Annotated in this window: 20 protein-coding genes; 7 read left to right on the forward strand and 13 right to left on the reverse strand. The window is 71.4% G+C overall.

Translation table 11 applies throughout. The features are described 5' to 3' along the window. The 10 genes from ACZ58V_RS09925 to ACZ58V_RS09970 all read right to left on the reverse strand — a co-directional run. Positions 1-321 (reverse strand): hypothetical protein (locus ACZ58V_RS09925; protein ID WP_471289372.1); only part of this gene is annotated, 321 nt, incomplete at its 3' end. After that, positions 318-1,268, reverse strand: coding sequence for a presqualene diphosphate synthase HpnD (gene hpnD, locus ACZ58V_RS09930; protein WP_468184451.1), 951 nt, complete (start codon positions 1,266-1,268; stop codon positions 318-320). The genes hpnD and ACZ58V_RS09925, both read right to left, overlap by 4 nt. Beyond that, positions 1,265-2,167: a squalene synthase HpnC gene (gene hpnC / locus ACZ58V_RS09935; protein WP_468184449.1), complete on the reverse strand. Its 903-nt coding sequence runs from the start codon at positions 2,165-2,167 to the stop codon at positions 1,265-1,267. Before hpnC ends, hpnD begins: the two co-directional genes overlap by 4 nt. 359 nt (positions 2,168-2,526) lie before the next feature. Then, the gene (locus tag ACZ58V_RS09940; RefSeq protein WP_468186113.1) at positions 2,527-3,303 is read right to left on the reverse strand and encodes an ABC transporter ATP-binding protein; all 777 of its coding nucleotides are present in this window, start codon (positions 3,301-3,303) and stop codon (positions 2,527-2,529) included. Between the two features lie 4 nt (positions 3,304-3,307). Continuing rightward, positions 3,308-4,237 carry an ABC transporter permease gene (locus ACZ58V_RS09945; RefSeq protein ID WP_468184446.1) on the reverse strand — a complete coding sequence of 310 codons (930 nt, stop codon included), beginning with the start codon at positions 4,235-4,237 and terminating at the stop codon, positions 3,308-3,310. A gap of 105 nt (positions 4,238-4,342) precedes the next feature. Continuing rightward, a complete protein-coding gene (locus ACZ58V_RS09950; RefSeq protein ID WP_468186110.1) occupies positions 4,343-5,215 on the reverse strand; it encodes a glycosyltransferase family 2 protein in 873 nt (290 codons plus the stop codon). Positions 5,216-5,220: 5 nt separating this feature from the next. After that, complete coding sequence (locus tag ACZ58V_RS09955) at positions 5,221-6,000, reverse strand: CDP-alcohol phosphatidyltransferase family protein (protein ID WP_189726014.1); 780 nt, start codon at positions 5,998-6,000, stop codon at positions 5,221-5,223. Then, entirely contained in the window at positions 5,978-7,039 is a 1,062-nt protein-coding gene (locus ACZ58V_RS09960; protein ID WP_468184444.1) for an iron-containing alcohol dehydrogenase family protein, read from the reverse strand. Before ACZ58V_RS09960 ends, ACZ58V_RS09955 begins: the two co-directional genes overlap by 23 nt. After that, positions 7,027-7,779 (reverse strand): phosphocholine cytidylyltransferase family protein, encoded by a 753-nt coding sequence (locus tag ACZ58V_RS09965; RefSeq protein ID WP_468184441.1) that lies wholly within the window; start codon positions 7,777-7,779, stop codon positions 7,027-7,029. The genes ACZ58V_RS09960 and ACZ58V_RS09965 overlap by 13 nt, the downstream gene beginning before the upstream one ends. Beyond that, positions 7,776-9,596 carry a DUF5941 domain-containing protein gene (locus ACZ58V_RS09970; RefSeq protein WP_468184439.1) on the reverse strand — a complete coding sequence of 607 codons (1,821 nt, stop codon included), beginning with the start codon at positions 9,594-9,596 and terminating at the stop codon, positions 7,776-7,778. Before ACZ58V_RS09970 ends, ACZ58V_RS09965 begins: the two co-directional genes overlap by 4 nt. A gap of 277 nt (positions 9,597-9,873) precedes the next feature. Here ACZ58V_RS09970 and galE point away from each other — a divergent pair, with 277 nt between their 5' ends. The 3 genes from galE to idi all read left to right on the forward strand — a co-directional run bounded on the left by galE (position 9,874) and on the right by idi (position 12,825). Next, complete coding sequence (gene galE, locus ACZ58V_RS09975) at positions 9,874-10,845, forward strand: UDP-glucose 4-epimerase GalE (protein ID WP_468184436.1); 972 nt, start codon at positions 9,874-9,876, stop codon at positions 10,843-10,845. A gap of 156 nt (positions 10,846-11,001) precedes the next feature. After that, positions 11,002-11,940 carry a cation diffusion facilitator family transporter gene (locus ACZ58V_RS09980; RefSeq protein ID WP_471289377.1) on the forward strand — a complete coding sequence of 313 codons (939 nt, stop codon included), beginning with the start codon at positions 11,002-11,004 and terminating at the stop codon, positions 11,938-11,940. A gap of 291 nt (positions 11,941-12,231) precedes the next feature. Further along, entirely contained in the window at positions 12,232-12,825 is a 594-nt protein-coding gene (gene idi, locus ACZ58V_RS09985; protein ID WP_468184432.1) for an isopentenyl-diphosphate Delta-isomerase, read from the forward strand. Between the two features lie 21 nt (positions 12,826-12,846). Here the strand turns inward: idi and ACZ58V_RS09990 are convergent, their stop codons facing one another. Next, on the reverse strand, positions 12,847-13,347 hold the full coding sequence (locus tag ACZ58V_RS09990) for an ATP-binding protein (RefSeq protein ID WP_468186107.1): 501 nt from the start codon (positions 13,345-13,347) through the stop codon (positions 12,847-12,849). Positions 13,348-13,565: 218 nt separating this feature from the next. On the opposite strand from ACZ58V_RS09990, the gene ACZ58V_RS09995 reads away from it, so the two are divergent. Beyond that, the gene (locus tag ACZ58V_RS09995; protein ID WP_468184429.1) at positions 13,566-14,321 is read left to right on the forward strand and encodes an enoyl-CoA hydratase/isomerase family protein; all 756 of its coding nucleotides are present in this window, start codon (positions 13,566-13,568) and stop codon (positions 14,319-14,321) included. On the opposite strand, the gene ACZ58V_RS10000 is transcribed toward ACZ58V_RS09995, so the two are convergent. Both ACZ58V_RS10000 and ACZ58V_RS10005 read right to left on the reverse strand, forming a co-directional pair. Further along, a complete protein-coding gene (locus tag ACZ58V_RS10000) occupies positions 14,308-14,943 on the reverse strand; it encodes a DJ-1/PfpI family protein (protein ID WP_471289379.1) in 636 nt (211 codons plus the stop codon). The two genes, ACZ58V_RS09995 and ACZ58V_RS10000, sit on opposite strands and share 14 nt — an antisense overlap. A gap of 49 nt (positions 14,944-14,992) precedes the next feature. After that, positions 14,993-15,952, reverse strand: coding sequence for a GlxA family transcriptional regulator (locus tag ACZ58V_RS10005; protein ID WP_471289381.1), 960 nt, complete (start codon positions 15,950-15,952; stop codon positions 14,993-14,995). A gap of 126 nt (positions 15,953-16,078) precedes the next feature. Here ACZ58V_RS10005 and ACZ58V_RS10010 point away from each other — a divergent pair, with 126 nt between their 5' ends. From ACZ58V_RS10010 to ACZ58V_RS10020, 3 genes are all read left to right on the forward strand, one after another. Further along, entirely contained in the window at positions 16,079-16,948 is an 870-nt protein-coding gene (locus tag ACZ58V_RS10010; RefSeq protein ID WP_471289382.1) for an SCO6745 family protein, read from the forward strand. Between the two features lie 116 nt (positions 16,949-17,064). Beyond that, the gene (locus tag ACZ58V_RS10015; protein WP_276327110.1) at positions 17,065-17,196 is read left to right on the forward strand and encodes an LPFR motif small protein; all 132 of its coding nucleotides are present in this window, start codon (positions 17,065-17,067) and stop codon (positions 17,194-17,196) included. 109 nt (positions 17,197-17,305) lie between these two features. After that, positions 17,306-19,711, forward strand: coding sequence for a Tex family protein (locus ACZ58V_RS10020; protein WP_468184418.1), 2,406 nt, complete (start codon positions 17,306-17,308; stop codon positions 19,709-19,711). The last annotated feature ends 87 nt before the right edge of the window (positions 19,712-19,798 follow it).

Here is a 19,798-nt window from a genome sequence, read left to right on the forward strand (position 1 = left end):
CGTGACGCCGAAGCTGCCCAACCCGAAGCCGGCCTCCCTGCAGACAAACAGGCCGCACGCCGCGACGCGAATGCTGTCCAACCCGAAGCCGGCCTCCCTGCAGACAACCGGGGCACACGCCGTGACGCCGAAGCTGCCCGACCCGTAGCGGGCCTCCCTGCAGGCATGCGGACCGCGCGCCGTGACGGCGCAGATGGTGTCCGGCCCGCCGCGGGTCCCCCGGCAGGTGTGCCGAGCGCGCGCGGGCGACCCCGTCGGCCCCGCGCGGCAGGTGTGTGCCTCGTCGTCGGTGGTCTCCTCCTGGCCCCGTTCGCTCGTCACGCACGCCTCCTGACGGCCCGTCGCGTCACATGCCGGGCGTCCAGGCCGGACAGGCCGCGTACGGCGACGTAGGCCTTCTCCCGGCCGGGGAGGGAGACGCGGCCGCGCAGCACGGCCTCCGGGTCGCGCTCGATGCGGTCGAGGAGGCGGCGGTAGATGCCGGCCATGGCGGCGACACAGGCGCCGCTGCGCCGGTCGAGCATGGGGAGCAGCCGGTAGCCCTCGGCGAACAGAGCGCGGGCCCGTCGCACTTCGAAGTGCACGAGGCCCGCGAAGTCGGAGCCCTCCGGTGGCCGATGCCCGCTGAAGCCGGCCGAGCAGCCGAACTTGGCGAGGTCGTCGGCCGGCAGATACGTACGCCCGCCCACGGCGTCCTCGCGCACGTCTCTGAGGATGTTGGTGAGCTGCAGCGCGAGACCGAGCGTGTCGGCATACTCGGGCGCGCGGTCAACGCCGCGCGCCCCCGGCTCCGTGCCGAACACACCGAGCGAGAGGCGCCCGATGGCGCCCGCGACACAGCGGCAGTAGACCTTCAGGTCGTCCCAGGTCTCGTACGTCTCGCCGCGGACGTCCATCAGGACGCCGTCGATGAGCTCGTCCAGGCCGCCCAGCGGGATCGGGAAGGCCCCGGCCGCGTGGGTGAGCGCGACGGCGACGGGGTCAATGTCGTCCTCGTCGACCTCGTCCTCACGGATCCGGGTGAGCAGCGCCCGGGTCTCCTCCATCCTGGCGACCTTGACATCGTGGGCGAGCGCGCCGTCGCCGATGTCGTCGACCCGCCGCGAGAACGCGTACAGCGCCGACATCGCACGGCGCTGAGGCGTCGGCAGCAGCCGGATGCCGTAGGCGAAGTTACGGGCCTGCCGCCCGGTGACGGCCTCGCAGTAGCTGTAGGCGGCGAGTACCGGTGGGGACGCGTGTGGTTCCGACTCCACGGTCCGGATCACCCCTCTCCTCGCAGAGTCACGCCCACCTCACGCAGCAACCGGACCTTGCCGGGCTCGGGCGGGCCGGGAAGTACGTCGTATTCGGCGGCGGCGATCGCGTGGACGGCCGCCCTTCCCCCTGCCACGAACCCTGCGAGCAGCAGCTTCAACCTGCCGTGGACGCTACCCACCAGGGGGGCGCCTTCATTCAGGAGATCCCGGGCCCTTTGCGCTTCATACGCAATCAGCGCACGGACCGACGCTCCGGCAGATTTCGTGGCGAGGTCCGCCTCCTGGACGTGAAAACGCTTCATGTCTGCGGCGGGCAGGTAGATACGGTCGCGGCCGAGGTCCTCGGCCACGTCCTGGAGGTGCTCGACGATCTGCAGGGCCGTGCAGATCATGTCGGAGCGGCGGATCCGCTCGGGCGTCGAGGTGCCGGTGACGGAGAGGACGAGACGGCCGACGGGGTTGGCGGAGAGCTCGCAGTAGGCGAGGAGGTCGTCGTAGGTCTCGTACCGGGTGACCAGCTGGTCCTGGCGGTTGGCGGCGATCAGGCCGAGGAACGGCTCCGGGGTCAGCGAACAGCGGCGGACGGTCGGCTGGAGGCGGCGCAGCAGGGGGTGGCGCGGGGTCGACTCGAAGACCCTGCGCAGGTCGGCCTCGAAGGCGTCCAGCAGGACCAGCCGGTCCTCGGCGTCCTGCGGGGACACGCCGAGCAGCCGGGCGTCGGCACCACCGGGGGCCAGATCGCCGTCGCCGATGTCGTCGACCAGGCGGGCGAAGCCGTAGACGGCCATGAGGTCGGCGCGCCAGACCCGGGGCAGGAAGAAGGGGGCCACGGGGAAGTTCTCGCCCGCGGCCTTGTCGAGGGTGCCGCGCTCCGGGTCGAGCGCGCGCGCCGTGCCGGTTCCCGTCACCGCCGGCTACCCGGCGCGGGGACGGCACGTGCTGCGTGGAGCTGGGGAGTATCCGTAGCCATTGCCGTCACATCTCCCGTTCTACACTGCCGACCCAATACACACTATTTCGGACACGCCGCCCAGCCGTCCGCACGACTGCCCGACGGGCGGTGTCGCGCATTATCGCCCTGATTGCCGTGTTTCGGGACCTGTACAGCTTACGTTGTACAACGTGTCGCGGTCCGCCAGGGTGTCCCGCACATCACGAGAACACACCGATTGGCCCCAAGCTTCCTGAGATGGACCGGAGTTGACGTTTCCTTTGCAGACGCGGGGCCCCGCCGGAACAGTTGCGGCGGGGCCCTGGCCGATCCGGGCTACTTACCGGTGAACTTCTCGTACTCCTTGAGCACCTCGTCGGTCGGGCCGTCCATCCGCAGCTCACCGCGCTCCAGCCACAGGACGCGGTCGCAGGTGTCGCGGATCGACTTGTTGTTGTGACTGACCAGAAACACGGTGCCGGCTTCCTTGCGCAGCTCCCGGATGCGGTCCTCGGAGCGCTTCTGGAACTTGCGGTCGCCGGTGGCCAGGGCCTCGTCGATCATCAGGACGTCGTGGTCCTTGGCCGCGGCGATGGAGAAGCGGAGCCGGGCCGCCATGCCGGAGGAGTAGGTGCGCATGGGCAGGGTGATGAAGTCGCCCTTCTCGTTGATGCCGGAGAAGTCGACGATCTGCTGGTAGCGGTCCTTGATCTCCTCGCGGGACATGCCCATGGCGAGCCCGCCCAATATGACGTTCCGCTCGCCGGTGAGGTCGTTCATCAGGGCCGCGTTGACGCCGAGCAGCGAGGGCTGGCCGTCGGTGTAGACCTTGCCCTGCTCGGCGGGCAGCAGACCGGCGATGGCACGCAGCAGGGTCGACTTGCCGGAGCCGTTGGAGCCGATCAGGCCGATGGCCTCGCCGCGGTACGCCACGAAGGAGACGCCGCGTACGGCGTGCACCTTGCGCACGCCCCGCGCCGCGTCGTCGGAGCCCCGCTTCAGGATGCGGCTGAGGGCGGCGGTGGCGCTGCCCTTTCCGGACTTGGCGCCGTTGACGCGGTAGACGATGTGGAGGTCGTCCGCGACGACGGTGGGGATCCTCGCGTCCTGCATCTGCTCAGCCACGGCCGTACCTCTCCTCCGCCTTCCAGAAGTACACGAAGCCGCCGAGGGCGAAGAGCACGGCCCAGCCGCCCGCGGCCGCCCACACATGGTCGGGGAGGTACTTGGAGCCGTAGTCGTCGATGAGGGAGAAGCGCATCAGATCCATGTAGATCGCGGCCGGGTTCCACTGCAGGACGTTCGAGATCCAGGCCGGCTTCGACTCGAGGAAGATCGGGATGGAGAACATCACCCCGGACGCGTACATCCACGTCCGCATCACGAACGGCATCAGCTGCGCGAGGTCCGGGGTCTTGGCACCCGCCCGGGCCATGATCAGCGCGAGGCCGGTGTTGAAGCAGAACTGCAGGAGGAGCACCGGCACGATCAGCAGCCAGGACAGGTCGGGGTAGTGGCCGAAGCCGATCGTGATGGCGAACAGCACGATCATCGAGAACAGCAGCTGCTGGAGCTGCTGCAGCGCGAACGAGATCGGCAGCGAGGCCCGCGGGAAGTGCAGGGCGCGGACCAGGCCGAGGTTGCCGGAGATCGCGCGCACGCCCGCCATCACCGAGCTCTGCGTGAAGGTGAACACGAACACGCCCGTCACCAGGAACGGGATGTAGACCTCGCGGGACATGCCCCGGTCGGCCTCCAGGAGCAGGCCGAAGATGAAGAAGTACACGGCCGCGTTCAGCAGCGGTGTGGCCACCTGCCACAGCTGGCCGAGCTTGGCCTGGCTGTACTGGGCGGTCAGCTTCGCGCGGGAGAAGGCGAGGATGAAGTGCCGCCGGTCCCAGAGCTGACGGACGTACTCGATGAGGGACGGCCGGGCGCCGCTGACGCTCAGCCCGTGCTTCTCGGCGAGCTCCCTCGCCGAGAGTCCCTCGTCGGGCGCCGCGGACGCGCTCACCGCGACCGGGGCATCGTGCGTTGTCTCACTCACTAGTGGAAACTTTCGTCTTCGAGATGCGTGGCCTGTGCGGGCCTGCATGAGCCGGGGGCCAGGGTACGGCCCGGGTGCTCCCGGATACTCCCGGATACGAGCTTGTCAGATGACGGGGGGCCGGCCCAGTCGGGTCAGCCGCCACACCGTACGCCACTTCATGGGCCGGCGGGGTCCGCACGGGGTCGTCCAGCCTTCGCGGAATCCGCCGAACCAGGCCCGCAGGGCGAGGCGGCTGGGGCGGCGTACGAGGGTGAGCAGCAGCCACACGCCGAGATAGACCGGGACGAGCGGCGCGGGGAGGTTTCTGCGGGCCAGCCAGACGCGGTTGCGGGCGACCATGCGGTGGTAGACCGCGTGCCGCGAGGGCGCGGTCGTCGGGTGGTACAGCACCATGTCGGACCGGTAGTCGATCATCCAGCCCGCGTCGAGGGCCCGCCATGCCAGGTCGGTTTCCTCGTGGGCGTAGAAGAACTCGTCCGGAAGCCCGCCGACGTCGGCGAAGACCCGGGTGCGGACGGCGTTGGCTCCGCCGAGGAACGTGGTGACGCGCGAGGAGCGCATCGGGTCGGCGGCGCGCAGCCGGGGCACGTGGCGGCGCTGGGTGACGCCGGTCTCCGGGTCGGCTATGCGAAAACTCACGATGCCGAGCTTCGGGTCGGCCTCGAAGGCCTTCCGGCACAGCGCGGCGGTGTCGTGGCTCGCGAGCAGTCCGTCGTCGTCCAGGAACAGCAGGATGTCGACGTCCCGGCCGGCCGGGCCGAAGGCCTCGATGCCGACGTTGCGGCCGCCGGGGATGCCGAGGTTCTCGGGCAGCTCGATGGTGCGGACGCCCTCGGGGACGTCCGGGACGGGCGAGCCGTTGCCGACGACGACCACCTCGACCGGGTCGCCGTCCTGCTTGGCGACCGAGTCGAGGAGGGCGCGCAGTTCGTCGGGGCGGTTGCCCATGGTGATGATGACCGCGCCGACCTTCATGCCGCTCACTTCAGCCTGCTCGAAGCGAGGATGGACACGAGGTGCAGCAGGGTCTGCACCAGCGCGATGCCGGCCAGCACCGCCACGCCGAGCCGGGAGAAGAAGAGGTCGCCGCGGGCCTGGTCGACGATCGCCAGGACCAGGATCAGCAGGGACGCCTCGATGCCGAGGATCAGCCGGTGGAACTTCAGGGCGCCGGCGGCCTTGCGGGCCAGCGCCATGCCGGAGGAGCGCATCTCGGAGGCGGTCTCCTGGACCGGCGGCTTTCCGGCCTGGTGCCGGGCGACGCCGACGAGGTCGGTCTCGGCCTTGATCAGGATGGCGCCGAGGGCGGCCAGGGTGCCGAGGAAGGCCCACAGCCAGTCGATCCGGCCGCTGCCCCACAGGTCGGCGGCGCGCAGGCCGAAGCCGACGAGCACCGCGGCGTCGGTGAGGTAGGCGCCCACCCGGTCGAGGTAGACGCCGTTGAGCGAGTACTGCTTCTTCCAGCGCGCGATCTCGCCGTCGACGCAGTCCAGCAGGAGATACATCTGGACCATGACGACGCCGAGCACCGCGCCCGCGATCCCCGGCACCAGCAGGGCCGGGGCCGCGAGCACACCGAAGACGGTCATCAGGTAGGTGAGCTGGTTGGGCGTGACCCTGGTGTTGACCAGGTAACGGTCGACCCGAAGGGACACCTCACGCATGTAGAGGCGTCCCATCCAGTGCTCACCGCTGCGCCGGTCCTTCACCCCCGCGGGGTGAACGACGGGGCGTAGTTCAGCTACCGATGGCCTTGACATAGTCGGCGTAGATGTCCTTGATCTGTTCGGTGTTCAGGTCGAGGTGTTCGAGGATGGTGTAGCGGCCGGGCCGGGTCTCCGGGGCGAACTCGACGGCCTTGACGAACTCGTCCGTCGTGAAGCCGATCTCGTCCGGCAGCACGGGCAGCCCGTGCCGGCGCAGCACCTGGGCCATGTACGCCGACTCCTCGTGGGCTCCGCGCAGCCACATCGCGAAGGCCGCGCCCAGTCCGCACTGCTCGCCGTGGGCGGCGGCCCGCTTCGGGTAGAGCAGGTCGAAGGCGTGGTTGATCTCGTGGCACGCCCCGGAGGACGGCCGTGAGTCGCCCGACACCGACATGGCGATGCCGCTGAGGACCAGCGCCTCGGCGAGCACCTGGAGGAAGTCGTTGTCGCCGATGCCGCCGGGGTGCCGGAGCACGGCCTCGCCCGCCTGGCGGGCCATGGCCGCGGCGAGGCCGTCGATGCGCTCGCCCTTGACGCGGTTGGCCAGCTCCCAGTCGGCGATCGCCGAGATGTTGGAGACGGCGTCACCGATGCCGGCGCGGACGAAACGTACCGGGGCCTCACGGATGACGTCCAGGTCGATGACGACCGCGATCGGGTTCGGCACGCCGTACGAGCCGCGGCCCGCGTCGTTGTCGAGGGTGGCGACCGGCGAGCACAGGCCGTCGTGCGCGAGGTTCGTGGGGACGGCGACCAGCGGCAGGCCGACGCGCGCCGCGGCGAACTTGGCGCAGTCGATGATCTTGCCGCCGCCGAGCCCCACGACCGCGTCGAAGTGGCCGGCCTTTATGTCGCTCGCCAGCCGGACCGCGTCGTCGAGGGTGCCGCCGCCGACCTCGTACCAGGTGGCGCCGGGCATGCTCGGCGAGATGCGCTCGCGCAGCCTGGCGCCGGAGCCGCCGCTGACGGCGACGGCGAGGCGGCCGGAGTGCGAGATGCGCTCGTCGGCGAGGACGCAGGCCAGGTCGTCGAGGGCACCCGGGCGGATGTCCACGACGAGCGGGGAGGGGATGAGCCGGGTCAGTACTGGCACGCGATCTCCCGTCCGCGGGCGAGATCGTCGTGGTTGTCGATCTCCACCCACTTGACGTCGCCGATCGGCGCCACGTCGATACGGAAGCCGCGGTTCACGAGCTCCTGGTAGCCGTGCTCGTAGAACTGCTGCGGGTCGGTCTCCCACACGGTCTTGAGCGCGTCGGCCAGCTCGGGGGCCGCGTCGCCCTCGATGAGGGTGACGCCGATGTACTCGCCGGTGGCCTCGGCGGGGTCCATCAGCTTGGTGATCTTCGTCATGCCCTTCTCGGGGTCGACGACGACCTTCATCTCCTCGTCGGCCAGGTCCTTGACCGTGTCCAGGGCGAGGATGATCTTCTTGCCGTCGCCGCGGGCGGCGAGCAGCGTCTTCTCGACGGAGACCGGGTGGACGGTGTCGCCGTTGGCGAGGATCACCCCGTCCTTGAGGGCGTCACGCCCGCACCACAGGGAGTAGGCGTTGTTCCACTCCTCGGCCTTGTCGTTGTCGATGAGGGTGAGCTTGACGCCGTACTTCTGCTCCAGCGCCTCCTTGCGCGCGTACACGGCCTCCTTGCGGTAGCCGACGATGATGCCGACCTCGGTGAGGCCGACCTCGGCGAAGTTGGCGAGGGTCAGGTCGAGAACCGTCGGTTCGCCCTCTATGCCCGCAGGACCCACCGGCACCAGAGCCTTGGGAAGGCTGTCGGTGTAGGGGCGCAGACGCCGTCCGGCGCCGGCCGCCAGCACGAGGCCGATCATGCGGGTTCTCCTTCATCGTGTACGGCGGGCGCGCCACCCTTGTGGGCAGCCACCCAGAAGCGGATGCTCTCCAGGAGCACCACCAGGGCCACGCCCACGGCGAGGACCGTGAGCGCGACAGCGAACTGCGAGGCGGTGAGCAGCGCGGCGAGGACGGTGACGAGCAGCGTCCGTCCTTCGTGCCCCCCGATGGAACGCACCAGCCAGGCCGGGGGCGCTCCGGCGTTGCCGCGGATGCGGTACACCGTGTCGTAGTGATGGTAGGCGACCGCGGCCACCAGCCCGAAAGCCGCAGGAAGGGCTCCGTTCACGTCCGCCTTGGCCGCGAGGACGAGGACCGTGCCGTATTCCGCGGCGCGAAAGAGCGGCGGGACCAGCCAGTCGAGAGCGCCCTTGAGGGGGCGGGCCACGGCGAGGCCCGAGGTCAGGGCGTAGACGACGGCGGCGACGATCGCCCACGGTCCGCCGAAGCCGGTCAGGGCGGCCGTGAGGACGACGGCGAGGCCGCCGAGGAGGGCGACGACGGGGGCCGTGAAGCCCGGCAGCCCGCGGGCGGGCTTCTTGAGCGCCTCCGCGAGGCCCTGGGCGAGCGGCCCGCTGTCCGCGAGGTCGGCCAGCGCCTGCGCCGCCCGGTCGGTCCGCCGGGCCTTGCGGGTCAGGGAGCGCAGCACCCGGCCCGCCGTGGTGTAGGTCGCCGCGAAGGCGCAGCCGATGAGCAGCGCGTAGAAGGTGATGCGAGGAGTCGTGGCCGCCGTGAGGACCGCGATCATCGCCCAGCGCTCGCCGATGGGCAGGACGATCATGCGGCGCACCCAGACCGTCCAGCCGACGCTGTCGAGCTTGCCGGAGAGGGCGGCGGTGGGGCTGGTGTTGGCGGTGGCGTCGTGGTTGGCCTCGTTGAAGGAGAAGTCCACGACGTGCCGGCAGGTCTGCAGGACCATGGCGCCGAGCGCGAGGGCCCATACATCGTCATGGCCTCCGCCGCGGGCGGCTCCGAGGGCGAGGCCGGCGTAGTAGGCGTACTCCTTGGCCCGGTCGAAGGTGGCATCGAGCCAGGCGCCGAGCGTGGAGTACTGCAGGGAGTAGCGGGCGATCTGGCCGTCGACGCAGTCCAGCACGAAGGACGCGATCAGCAGGACGCCGGCCGCCACGAAGCCGCCGCGGGTGCCGGTGGCCGCGCAGGCCGCCGCTATGAGGGCGGTGATGAGCGAGGCGGTGGTGACCTGGTTCGGGGTCAGGCCGCGGCGGGCGCACCAGCGGGCGATGTAGCGGGAGTACGGGCTGATGCAGTAGGTGGTGAAGAAGCCGTCGCGGGACTTCACGGCCGACTTCAGGCGTACGGCCTCGTCGTCGACGGCCGTCAGGGCCTGCCGTGCCTCGTTGCGGGCCTGCGAGTCGGCGGGGACGGCGGCGACGAGGCTGCCCAGCTCGGGGCGGTGCACCTCGGTGCCGTCGGTGTCCAGGGCGGTGAGGATGCGGTCGGCGAGGCTGTCTACCAGGGTGGTGCCGCCGACCGCGGAGTTCTCGCGGGCCATCGCCCGGGTGAGGGCCTGGCGGCCGGCGGGCTGGGCGGTGACGGCGCCGGGGATCCCGGTGAGCGGGAAGCGGGGGTCGGTGAGGCCGAGCCGCAGTGCGTGCACATGCCCCACGAACCGGGCGTCGACCAGGGCGACCCGTTCCTCGCCGGGCACCGCGGCGAGCAGGGTCTCGGCCTCGGCGGTGTCGGCCGCGCTCCGCACGTCGAAACCGAGGGACCGCAGATCGGCCTCGATGGACGATCCGGGCACCGGCTGACCGGTGAGGATGGCGGTCGACAACCGAATTCACTCCCTGGTACCGACGCGGCCGCGCCAGTGCTGTGCTGGGTGGGGGCGCCCGCTCCGGTGGCTCCCGGGCGGCATGTCGGCAGAGGCTATCGGATACCGGGAAGGCCACGTTCACCGCCTGTTCGGCAGATCGATCAACGTGGTTCGCACAAGCCTTTGCCGCGATCATCATCGTGGATCCGGGGCCCGCCCCACAAACCGCGCCCCCCAGACGGGACATCGGGGACATTGCGTGGTGCCCGGTCGTGGCGGCATAGGGTGGGCGACCATGACTTGGCTGATCACAGGCGGGGCCGGCTACATCGGAGCACATGTGGCGCGGGCCATGACCGAGGCCGGGGAGCGCGTCATCGCGCTGGACGACCTCTCGGCCGGGGTGCCCGCGCGGCTGCCCGGCGACGTCCCGCTCGTGGAGGGGTCGTCGCTCGACGGTGAGCTGCTGAAACGAGTGTTCGCCGAGCACGGTGTGACGGGTGTGGTGCATCTCGCGGCGCGCAAGCAGGTCGCCGAGTCCGTCGCCCAGCCGACGCGGTACTACCGGGAGAACGTCGGGGGCCTGGCGACCCTGCTGGACGCGGTCGCCGGGGCCGGCGTCGAGCGCTTCGTGTTCTCCTCGTCGGCGGCCGTGTACGGCGACCCGGGTGTGGACCTCATCACGGAGGACACGCCCTGCGCGCCGGTGAACCCGTACGGCGAGACCAAGCTCACCGGTGAGTGGCTGGTGCGGGCGGCGGGACGGGCACACGGGATCTCCACCGTATGTCTGCGCTACTTCAACGTGGCGGGCGCGGCGGCACCGGAGCTGGCGGACACGGGTGTCTTCAACATCGTCCCGATGGTCTTCGACCGGCTGACGCGCGACGAGGCGCCGAGGATCTTCGGCGACGACTACCCGACCCCGGACGGGACCTGCATTCGCGACTACATTCACGTCGCCGACCTGGCCGAGGCGCATCTCGCGGCGGCCCGGCGGCTCACCGGCGGGGACGTCTCGGGCGATCTGACGGTCAACATCGGCCGCGGCGAGGGTGTCTCGGTGCGTGAGCTCGTCACGGTCATCGGCGAGGTCACCGGCGACCGGCGGCCCCCGCTCGTCGAGGAGCGCCGCCCCGGGGACGCCCCGCGGGCGGTGGCCTCGGCGACTCGGGCGGCCGAGGAACTCGGCTGGACCGCGCGGCGCGGGGTGCGCGAGATGACCGAGTCGGCGTGGCGCGGCTGGCAGCTGCACCACGGCTCCTGACGCGCTGAGGGTGCCCTGACCTGCGCATCGTTTCCGCAGGTCAGGGCACATGACAACGGTGTTCAGTGCCGCGTTGCACATACCCCCTCCCCGTAGTTCACTGGGGTGCCCGGGCACGAGCGGACAGACATCGGGCAGACACAGGAGGCGGCTTTCATGGGGGCTGGGCACGATCACGGGCACGCGCACGGCGCGGCGGCCGGCGGTACGGCGACCTCGGCGTACCGCGGCAGGCTGCGGGGCGCGCTGGCGATCACGCTCGGCATCGTGGTCGTCCAGATCGTCGGTGGCACCCTCGCCGACTCGCTCGCGCTCGTCGCGGACTCGGCGCACATGGCGACGGACGCGCTGGGCCTGGGCATGGCGCTGCTCGCGATCCACTTCGCGAACCGCCCGCCGAGCGACCGGGCCACCTTCGGCTACGCCCGCGCCGAGATCCTCGCCGCCCTGGCCAACTGTCTGCTGCTGCTCGGAGCCGGCGGCTACGTCGTGTACGAGTCGGTCCAGCGCTTCATCACGCCGGCGGACACCGAGGGCCGGCTCGCCCTCGTGTTCGGTGTGATCGGCCTGGTCGGGAATCTGGTGTCGCTTGCGCTGCTGATGCGCGGCCAGAAGGAGAGCCTGAACGTGCGCGGCGCGTTCCTGGAGGTGGCGGCAGACGCGCTGGGCTCGGTCACGGTGATCGTCTCAGCCGCTGTGATCATGCTCACCGGCTGGCAGGCCGCCGACCCGATCGCCTCGCTCGTCATCGCCCTGATGATCGCGCCGCGCACCTGGAGGCTGCTGCGCGAGACGCTCGACGTCCTGCTGGAGGCTGCGCCCAAGGGTGTCGACATGGCGGAGGTACGGGCCCACATCCTGGCGACCGACGGGGTGGAGGACGTTCATGACCTGCACGCCTGGACGATCACCTCGGGCATGCCGGTGCTCTCGGCGCATGTGGTCGTCAGCTCGGAGGCGCTGAACGCCATAGGCCACGAGAAGATGCTCCACGAGTTGCAGGGCTGCCTCGGTGACCACTTCGACGTGGAGCACTGCACCTTCCAGCTGGAGCCGACCGGGCACGCGGAGCACGAGGCGCACCTCTGTCACTGACGCGTGGCTGATGAGGTGTCCGGGGCTGGTGGGGCGCATTCCGATCTGAGTGCGCCGGGGGACGCAGCGCTACGGCGCACGCCCACGCCCTGCCCCTCCCCGCACCGGCGGGGACGATTTTCGGCCCATCGCGCCGGGCACGATCTGCTCCTGGGTCCCTCTTCGGGCGTCGAGCGGCGCCGTCCGCACTCCGCACTGCCGCGCGGGGACATGCGGGCACGCCGCGAAGTGCCGGGAGTGCCGGATTCGTACGGCAGACTTGGGGCGCGAAGACCGATGTGAAGGATGGGTATGCCGATCACACCTGCCACCGCGACGCACAACCCGTCGAACGGCACCGCAGACGCGATTTTGCTGGAACTGGTCGACGAGGACGGCGTGACGATCGGCACCGCGGAGAAGCTCGCCGCCCACCAGCCACCCGGACAGCTGCACCGCGCGTTCTCCGTGTTCCTCTTCGACGAGTACGGCCGGCTGCTGCTCCAGCAGCGCGCGCTGGGCAAGTACCACTCCCCCGGTGTGTGGTCCAACACCTGCTGCGGCCACCCCTACCCCGGCGAGGCGCCCTTCGCGGCGGCGGCGCGGCGGACCTTCGAGGAACTCGGCGCCTCCCCGTCCCTGCTGGCCGAGGCGGGCACGGTCCGCTACAACCACCCGGACCCGGAGTCCGGTCTGGTGGAGCAGGAGTACAACCACCTCTTCGTCGGCATGGTGCAGGCCGTGCTGCGGCCGGATCCGGAGGAGGTGGCGTCGACGGCGTTCGTGACCCCGCCCGAGCTGTCCGAGCGGCATGCCAAGGACACCTTCTCGTCCTGGTTCATGACCGTCCTGGACGCGGCCCGGCCGGCGATCAGGGAGCTGACCGGAGACTCGGCCGGCTGGTGACGACGGCCCGGGCGGCGGAACCTAGGAGAAGTGTGCGGGCTTGAGCGGCAGGGCGGCCCAGATCACCTTGCCGCCGCTCGCGGTGTATTCGACCTCACACCTGCCGCCCGCCTCCCGGGTGATCTCGCGCACCAGGAGCAGCCCGCGGCCGCCGGTCCGGCCGTGGTCGGCCTCCAGGGCGGTGGGCCGGTACGGGTGGTTGTCCTCCACGGACACACGCAGCCATTCCGCCCCGACGGCCACCTCGACGGCGACCGTCGGCGACAGCACGGCCGCGTGCTTCACGGCGTTCGTCACCAGCTCGGAGACGATCAGCAGCAGCCCCTGGGCCAGGTCGTCCGAGACCGGCACGCCCTGACGCATCAGCAGGTCCCGTACGGCGTGCCGCGCCTGCGGGACCGAGGCGTCGATGGCCGGCGCGGTGAACCGCCAGACCCCCTCGTACGGCAGCGGGTCCGCGGGCCCGAGGGGCACCGCGCCGCCCTGTGGACGTGGGCCGGACCCACGCCCCTCGTCGTCCATCGTCCGGTCGCCACCCTCGCGCTCGATTGTCGCCACGTCTCGAGTGTTGGTAACGATGCGCTCCGCACCCCATGCCTGAACAGAAGTCAGCAAGTATCGAGCACTTCTGACCGTTGGCGTATGACACGGTCAGTTGTGGGACTGGTCCTGTCCCTGTTGTGCCATCTCGGCGAACTATTCGGGTTGTACGGGTTTGCCTTCCGGATAGCATCCGGCGCATGGAGCCGCAGTTGTTGTACAGCGTGACCGACTCGGTCGCGACGGTCGTCATCCGCCATCCGGAGAAGCGCAACGCCATGACGGCCGCGATGTGGCGCTCGCTGCCGCCGCTGCTGGAGGGGCTGGCCGGCGATCCGGCCGTGCGGGCGCTGGTGCTCACCGGCGAGGGCGGGACGTTCTGCGCCGGGGCCGACATCTCGACGCTCCGGGGCTCGCCGGAGGAGGCCCAGGGTCTTGCCGTGCGGGCCGAGGAGGCGCTCGCCGCGTTCCCGAAGCCGACGCTGGCCGCGGTACGCGGGCACTGTGTGGGCGGCGGGGCTCAGCTGGCGGCGGCCTGTGATCTGCGGTTCGCCGAGGAGGGCGCGCTGTTCGGCGTGACGCCCGCGAAGCTCGGCATCGTCTACCCGGCGACCTCGACCATGCGGCTGGTGTCCCTGGTGGGTCCGGCCACCGCCAAGTACCTGCTGTTCTCCGGCGAGCTGATCGACACGGAGCGGGCGCTGCGCACCGGTCTGGCCGACGAGGTGCTGCCCGCGGGCGAACTCGGCAAGCGGGTCGTCGAGTTCACCCGGATCCTGGTGTCCCGTTCGCAGCTGACACAGGCGGCGGCGAAGGAGTTCGCGAACGGCGGTACGGACCGGGACGCGCACTGGGCCGGGCAGGCGCGCGCGAGCGGCGACACCGCGGAGGGCGTCGCCGCGTTCCTGGAGCGCAGGCAGCCGCGGTTCGGCTGGAGCGTGCCTACGTCAGCATGACGTCGGCGTGCGACCGGAGCAGTTCGACGACGTGCGCGGGGGCCTTCTCGGGCGATCCGGCGTCGTAGGGCGGCTGTGGGTCGTACTCGGTGGCGAGCTGGACCATCCGGGCGTGGTCGTCGCCCGCGATCCGGCCGAGGAGGGTCAGTCCCATGTCGATGCCGGAGGAGACTCCGGCCGCGGTGACGTACTTGCCGTCGGTGACGACCCGCTCCCCCGTGGGCTCGGCGCCGAAGCGCTTCAGTTCCTCCAGGGTCAGCCAGTGGGAGGTCGCGCGGCGGCCCCGGAGGAGTCCGGCCGCGGCGAGCAGCAGGGAGCCGGTGCACACGGACGTCGTCCAGGTGCTGCCGGCATCGGCGGCGCGCAGCCAGTCCAGGAGCGGCTCGTGCGCCATCAGCGACTCCTGGCCCGGGCCGCCGGGGACGACGATGATGTCGGGGTTCGGCACGTCGGCCAGGGCCCGGTCGGCGGTGAGCGCGAGGTTCCCCGTCTCGTTCCGTACGGGGCCGGTCCGCTCGGCGACGAACACGGTCTCCGCGTCCGGGAGGCGGCCGAGGGTCTCGTAGGGGCCGACGGCGTCGAGGGCGGTGAAGCGGTCGTAGAGGACGATGGCGATCTGCATACGGGGTTCCTTTCGGCGGTTCCAGGCGATCGAGTCGATGTGACGGGACTCAGGGCGTGGTCGCGGGGCGGAAGCGGCGGCGGTACTCGGCCGGGGGTGTCCCGAGGGCTTTGACGAAGGCTCGGCGCATGGCCTCGGGGGTGCCGTAGCCGCTGGTGCGGGAGATCTCCTCGATGCCGTCGGTGGTGTCCTCCAGGAGACGGCGGGCGTGTTCGAGACGGACCCGGTCCACGTACCGCCCGGGCGTCATACCGGTCTCGTCCCGGAAGGCGCGGGCGAAGTGGCGGGGCGACAGGCGGGCGCGGGCGGCGAGTGCCTCCACGCAGAGGTCGGCGGCCGGGCGTTCGGTGATGAACCGCTGGACGTCCCGGAGGGGCTCGCGGTGAGCGGTCTGGGCTTCGAGCTGGGCGCTGAACTGGGCCTGGTTTCCCGGGCGGCGCAGGAAGACCACCAGGTGGCGGGCGATGGCCAGGGCGGCGTCCCGGCCCAGGTCCTCCTCGACCAGGGCCAGGGCGAGATCGATGCCGGCGGTGACTCCGGCCGAGGTGGCGATGTGCCCGTCGCGTACGTAGACGGGGTCGGGGTCGATCTCGACGGCCGGGTGGTCGCGGGCCAGCCGGTCGCAGTACGCCCAGTGGGTCGTGGCGCGGCGGCCGTCCAGGAGACCGGCCTCGGCGAGCACGGCCGCACCGGTGCACACGGAGACCAGACGCACGGCACGCGGCCCGTGCTCGCGCACCCAGTCGACCAGGCGCGGGTCGGGGTTCAGGGAGCCCGGACCGCCGGGGACGAGAAGGGTGTGCGGGTCGGACGCGCCGTCCAGGGACTCGTCGGGCACGAGGGTCAGACCGCTGGTGGTCCGCACGGGCGCGCCGTCCGGGGAGGCCGTGCCGATGCGGTACGTCCCCGGGGAGAGCAGCTCCGCGCCCGCGAAGACCTCCACGGGCCCCGTGACGTCGAGACTCTGCACGCCGTCGAAGAGGACGGCGAGAACGGTGCGCTGGGCCATGGCCTTGATTCTTCGCGGGCGCGGAGTGTGGCCGCAATGACGAGTTTCCCACCTTTCCTGCCATGAGACGTGGGAGGGGAAGTGCGGCCGTGGAGGGCATACCAAGCGGTTGGTAACCTGCCGGGCATGACGACTGCCGCCCTTGAGCCGCTCGCCGGCCGCCGCTGCCAGAACGTGCTCAACTCCCTGCACGCGACGCACTACTTCTCGCCGGACCTGGGACGGGAAGTGGGCGCTGCCGGGATCACCCATCCGCACGCCGTGAACTTCGCCGTGCGGGCCGCCGCCCTCGGACCGGTCGGGCCCGGCGCGGTGACGGCGGCCTTCTACAACTACAAGTACGAGCTCGTGGCCCGGCATGTGCCGGCGGTGTGGGAGAGCGCCGCACCGGGCCAGGTGCTGGCGGCACGCTTCCGTGCGGTCGACGCGACCCTGCGCCGTCTGCTGGGCGAAGAGGCCCTGGCGTCGGCGGAGATGGCCGAGGCAGCGCGGCTCGCGCTGCGCGCCACCGAGGCCTGTTCGCGCGGCGCGCGGCCGCTGTACGCCGCCCATGCCGACCTGCCCGTCCCCGAGGAGCCGCACCTCGCGTACTGGCACGCGGCGACCCTGCTGCGCGAGCACCGGGGCGACGGGCACCTGGCCGCGCTGATGTCCGCGGGGCTGGACGGCCTCGAGGCGATGGTGACCCACACGGCGACGGGCAAGGGCATGGCGCCGAAGTGGGTGTTCACCACTCGGGGCTGGAGCCAGGAGGACTGGGACGCGGCGACGGACCGGCTGCGCGAGCGCGGGCTGCTGGACACGGCCGGGGAACTCTCCGAGCGGGGTGTCGCCCTGCGCGAGGAGATCGAGCGGGAGACGGACCGGCTCGACCGGGCGCCGTACGAGCACCTGGGCCCGGAGGGCGTGGCCCGGCTGACCGAGCTGGGCGCCGGTTTCGCGCAGGCCGCGTTCGTGGCCGGGGCCTTTCCGGCGGATCTGATCGGCAAGGGCTGAGGGCTGCCCGCACCCCTGCCCCTGCATGGGTGTCCTGCTGTGACGCATGGTGAGGCGTCGATGAGGTACCCGGTCTCTCCCGATCAGTGCGGTCGGGAGAGGAAAGGGGAATCACCGTGTTCCGTGCTATCGCAGACGTGCTGCGCCAGATCGGCGGCGCCATCGCCACCGTCGTGACCCTGCCCTTCCGGGCCCTGGCCCGGCTCTTCGGCGGGGCCTCGTCCGCCACCCGCAGCCGCAGGGCCTGACCGGGGGGGGCCGCCGGCGACCTGCCGGGGGTACCGCCCTGGCCCCCGAGTGTCGGTGTCACCTGCCACAATTGCCGCGCAACCTCAGTGGAGAAGGCGGTACGGGATCGTGACGACACCCGGGTCCAACGGGTCCATCAACGTAGGGTCCATCGAAGGCAGGATCGCCGAGGAGCTCGGCGTACGGGAGCGGCAGGTCAGGGCCGCCGTGGAACTGCTCGACGGCGGTTCTACGGTGCCCTTCATCGCTCGCTACCGCAAGGAAGCGACCGAGATGCTCGACGACGCGCAGCTGCGCACCGTCGAGGAGCGGCTGCGCTATCTGCGGGAGCTGGAGGAGCGGCGGGCGGCGATCCTGGAATCGGTGCGCGAGCAGGGCAAGCTCACCGAGGAGCTGGAGGCACGGATCCGGGGCGCCGAGACGAAGGCGCGCCTGGAGGACATCTACCTCCCGTACAAGCCCAAGCGGCGCACCAAGGCGCAGATCGCCCGCGAGGCGGGTCTCGAGCCGCTGGCGGAGGGGCTGCTCGGTGATCCGGGCGTCGAGCCCCTCGCCGCGGCGGCCGCGTTCGTCGACGCCGACAAGGGCGTGGCCGATCCCCAGGCCGCCCTCGACGGCGCCCGGGCGATCCTCACCGAGCGGTTCTCGGAGGACGCCGACCTGATCGGCGAGCTGCGCGAGCGCATGTGGGTGCGCGGGCGACTGGCCGCCAAGGTGCGGGACGGCAAGGAGGAGGCGGGGGCGAAGTTCGCCGACTACTTCGACTTCGCCGAGCCGTTCACCGAGCTCCCCTCGCACCGCGTGCTGGCCATGCTGCGCGGCGAGAAGGAGGACGTCCTCGAACTGGCCCTGGAGCCCGAGGAGGCCACGGACGGCCCGTCGTCCTACGAGGGGATCATCGCGAACCGGTTCGGGATCGCCGACCGGGGCCGCCCCGGGGACAAGTGGCTGAAGGACACGGTCCGCTGGGCGTGGCGCACCCGCGTCCTCGTGCACCTCGGAATCGACCTGCGGCTGCGGCTGCGCACGGCCGCCGAGGACGAGGCCGTGCGGGTCTTCGCGGCGAACCTGCGCGACCTGCTGCTCGCGGCCCCGGCGGGCACGCGCGCGACGCTCGGGCTGGACCCCGGCTTCCGTACGGGTGTGAAGGTCGCCGTGGTGGACGCCACCGGCAAGGTCGTCGCCACGGACGTCATCCACCCGCACGTCCCGGCCAACCGGTGGGACGAGGCCGTCGCCAAGCTGGCCCGGCTCGCGAAGGAGCACGCGGTCGAGCTGGTCGCCATCGGCAACGGCACGGCGTCCCGCGAGACCGACAAGCTCGCCGGGGAGCTGATCACCAAGCACCCGGAGCTGAAGCTCACGAAGGTGATGGTGTCCGAGGCCGGCGCGTCCGTGTACTCGGCGTCCGCGTTCGCCTCGCAGGAGCTGCCCGACATGGACGTGTCGCTGCGCGGCGCCGTGTCGATCGCGCGCCGGCTGCAGGACCCCCTGGCCGAGCTGGTGAAGATCGACCCGAAGTCGATCGGTGTCGGCCAGTACCAGCACGACCTGTCCGAGCTGAAGCTGTCGCGTTCGCTGGACGCGGTGGTGGAGGACTGTGTGAACGGCGTGGGCGTGGACGTCAACACGGCGTCGGCCCCGCTGCTCGCCCGGGTCTCGGGCATCACCTCCGGGCTCGCGGAGAACATCGTGGCGCACCGGGACGCCAACGGGCCGTTCACGTCCCGGGGCGGGCTGAAGAAGGTGGCGCGGCTCGGCCCCAAGGCGTACGAGCAGTGTGCGGGCTTCCTGCGGATCCGCGGCGGTGACGACCCGCTGGACTCGTCCAGCGTGCACCCGGAGGCCTACCCGGTCGTGCGGCGCATGGTGAAGACCAGCGGCCAGGAGGTCGCCGCGCTCATCGGCAACACCGGTGCGCTGCGCTCGCTGAAGCCGCAGGACTTCGTGGACGAGACGTTCGGTCTGCCGACCGTCACCGACATCCTGAAGGAGCTGGAGAAGCCTGGCCGCGACCCGCGTCCGGGCTTCAAGACGGCCGCCTTCCAGGAGGGCGTGGAGAAGATCTCCGACCTGTCGGCCGGGATGGTCCTGGAGGGCGTCGTGACGAACGTCGCCGCCTTCGGGGCGTTCGTGGACGTCGGCGTGCACCAGGACGGCCTGGTGCACGTCTCGGCGATGTCGAAGACGTTCGTCAAGGACCCGCGGGACGTGGTGAAGCCCGGGGACATCGTCAAGGTGAAGGTCCTCGACGTCGACATCCCGCGCAAGCGGATCTCGCTGACGCTGCGGCTGGACGACGAGGCGGCCCAGCAGGAGGGCCAGGGCGGCGGCTCCGGCGAGCGTCGGCAGCGGGGCGGGCGTCCGCCGCAGCAGCGGCAGGGCGGGCGTGGCGGTGGCGGCGGCCGTGGTGGTGGCGGTGGTTCGCGTCAGGCGCCGCCGCCCGCCAACAGCGCGATGGCCGACGCGTTGCGCCGCGCGGGCCTGGCCGACCCGAAGAACGGTCGTCGCTGACGGCTTCGCCGGGGAGGCCGTGGGGAGCTGTGGGACCGTTGTGGCTGGTCGCGCCCGCGCGCCGGAGCCGCGGATCGAAACGGTCCC

This window comes from Streptomyces sp. NPDC040589 (assembly GCF_055594445.1).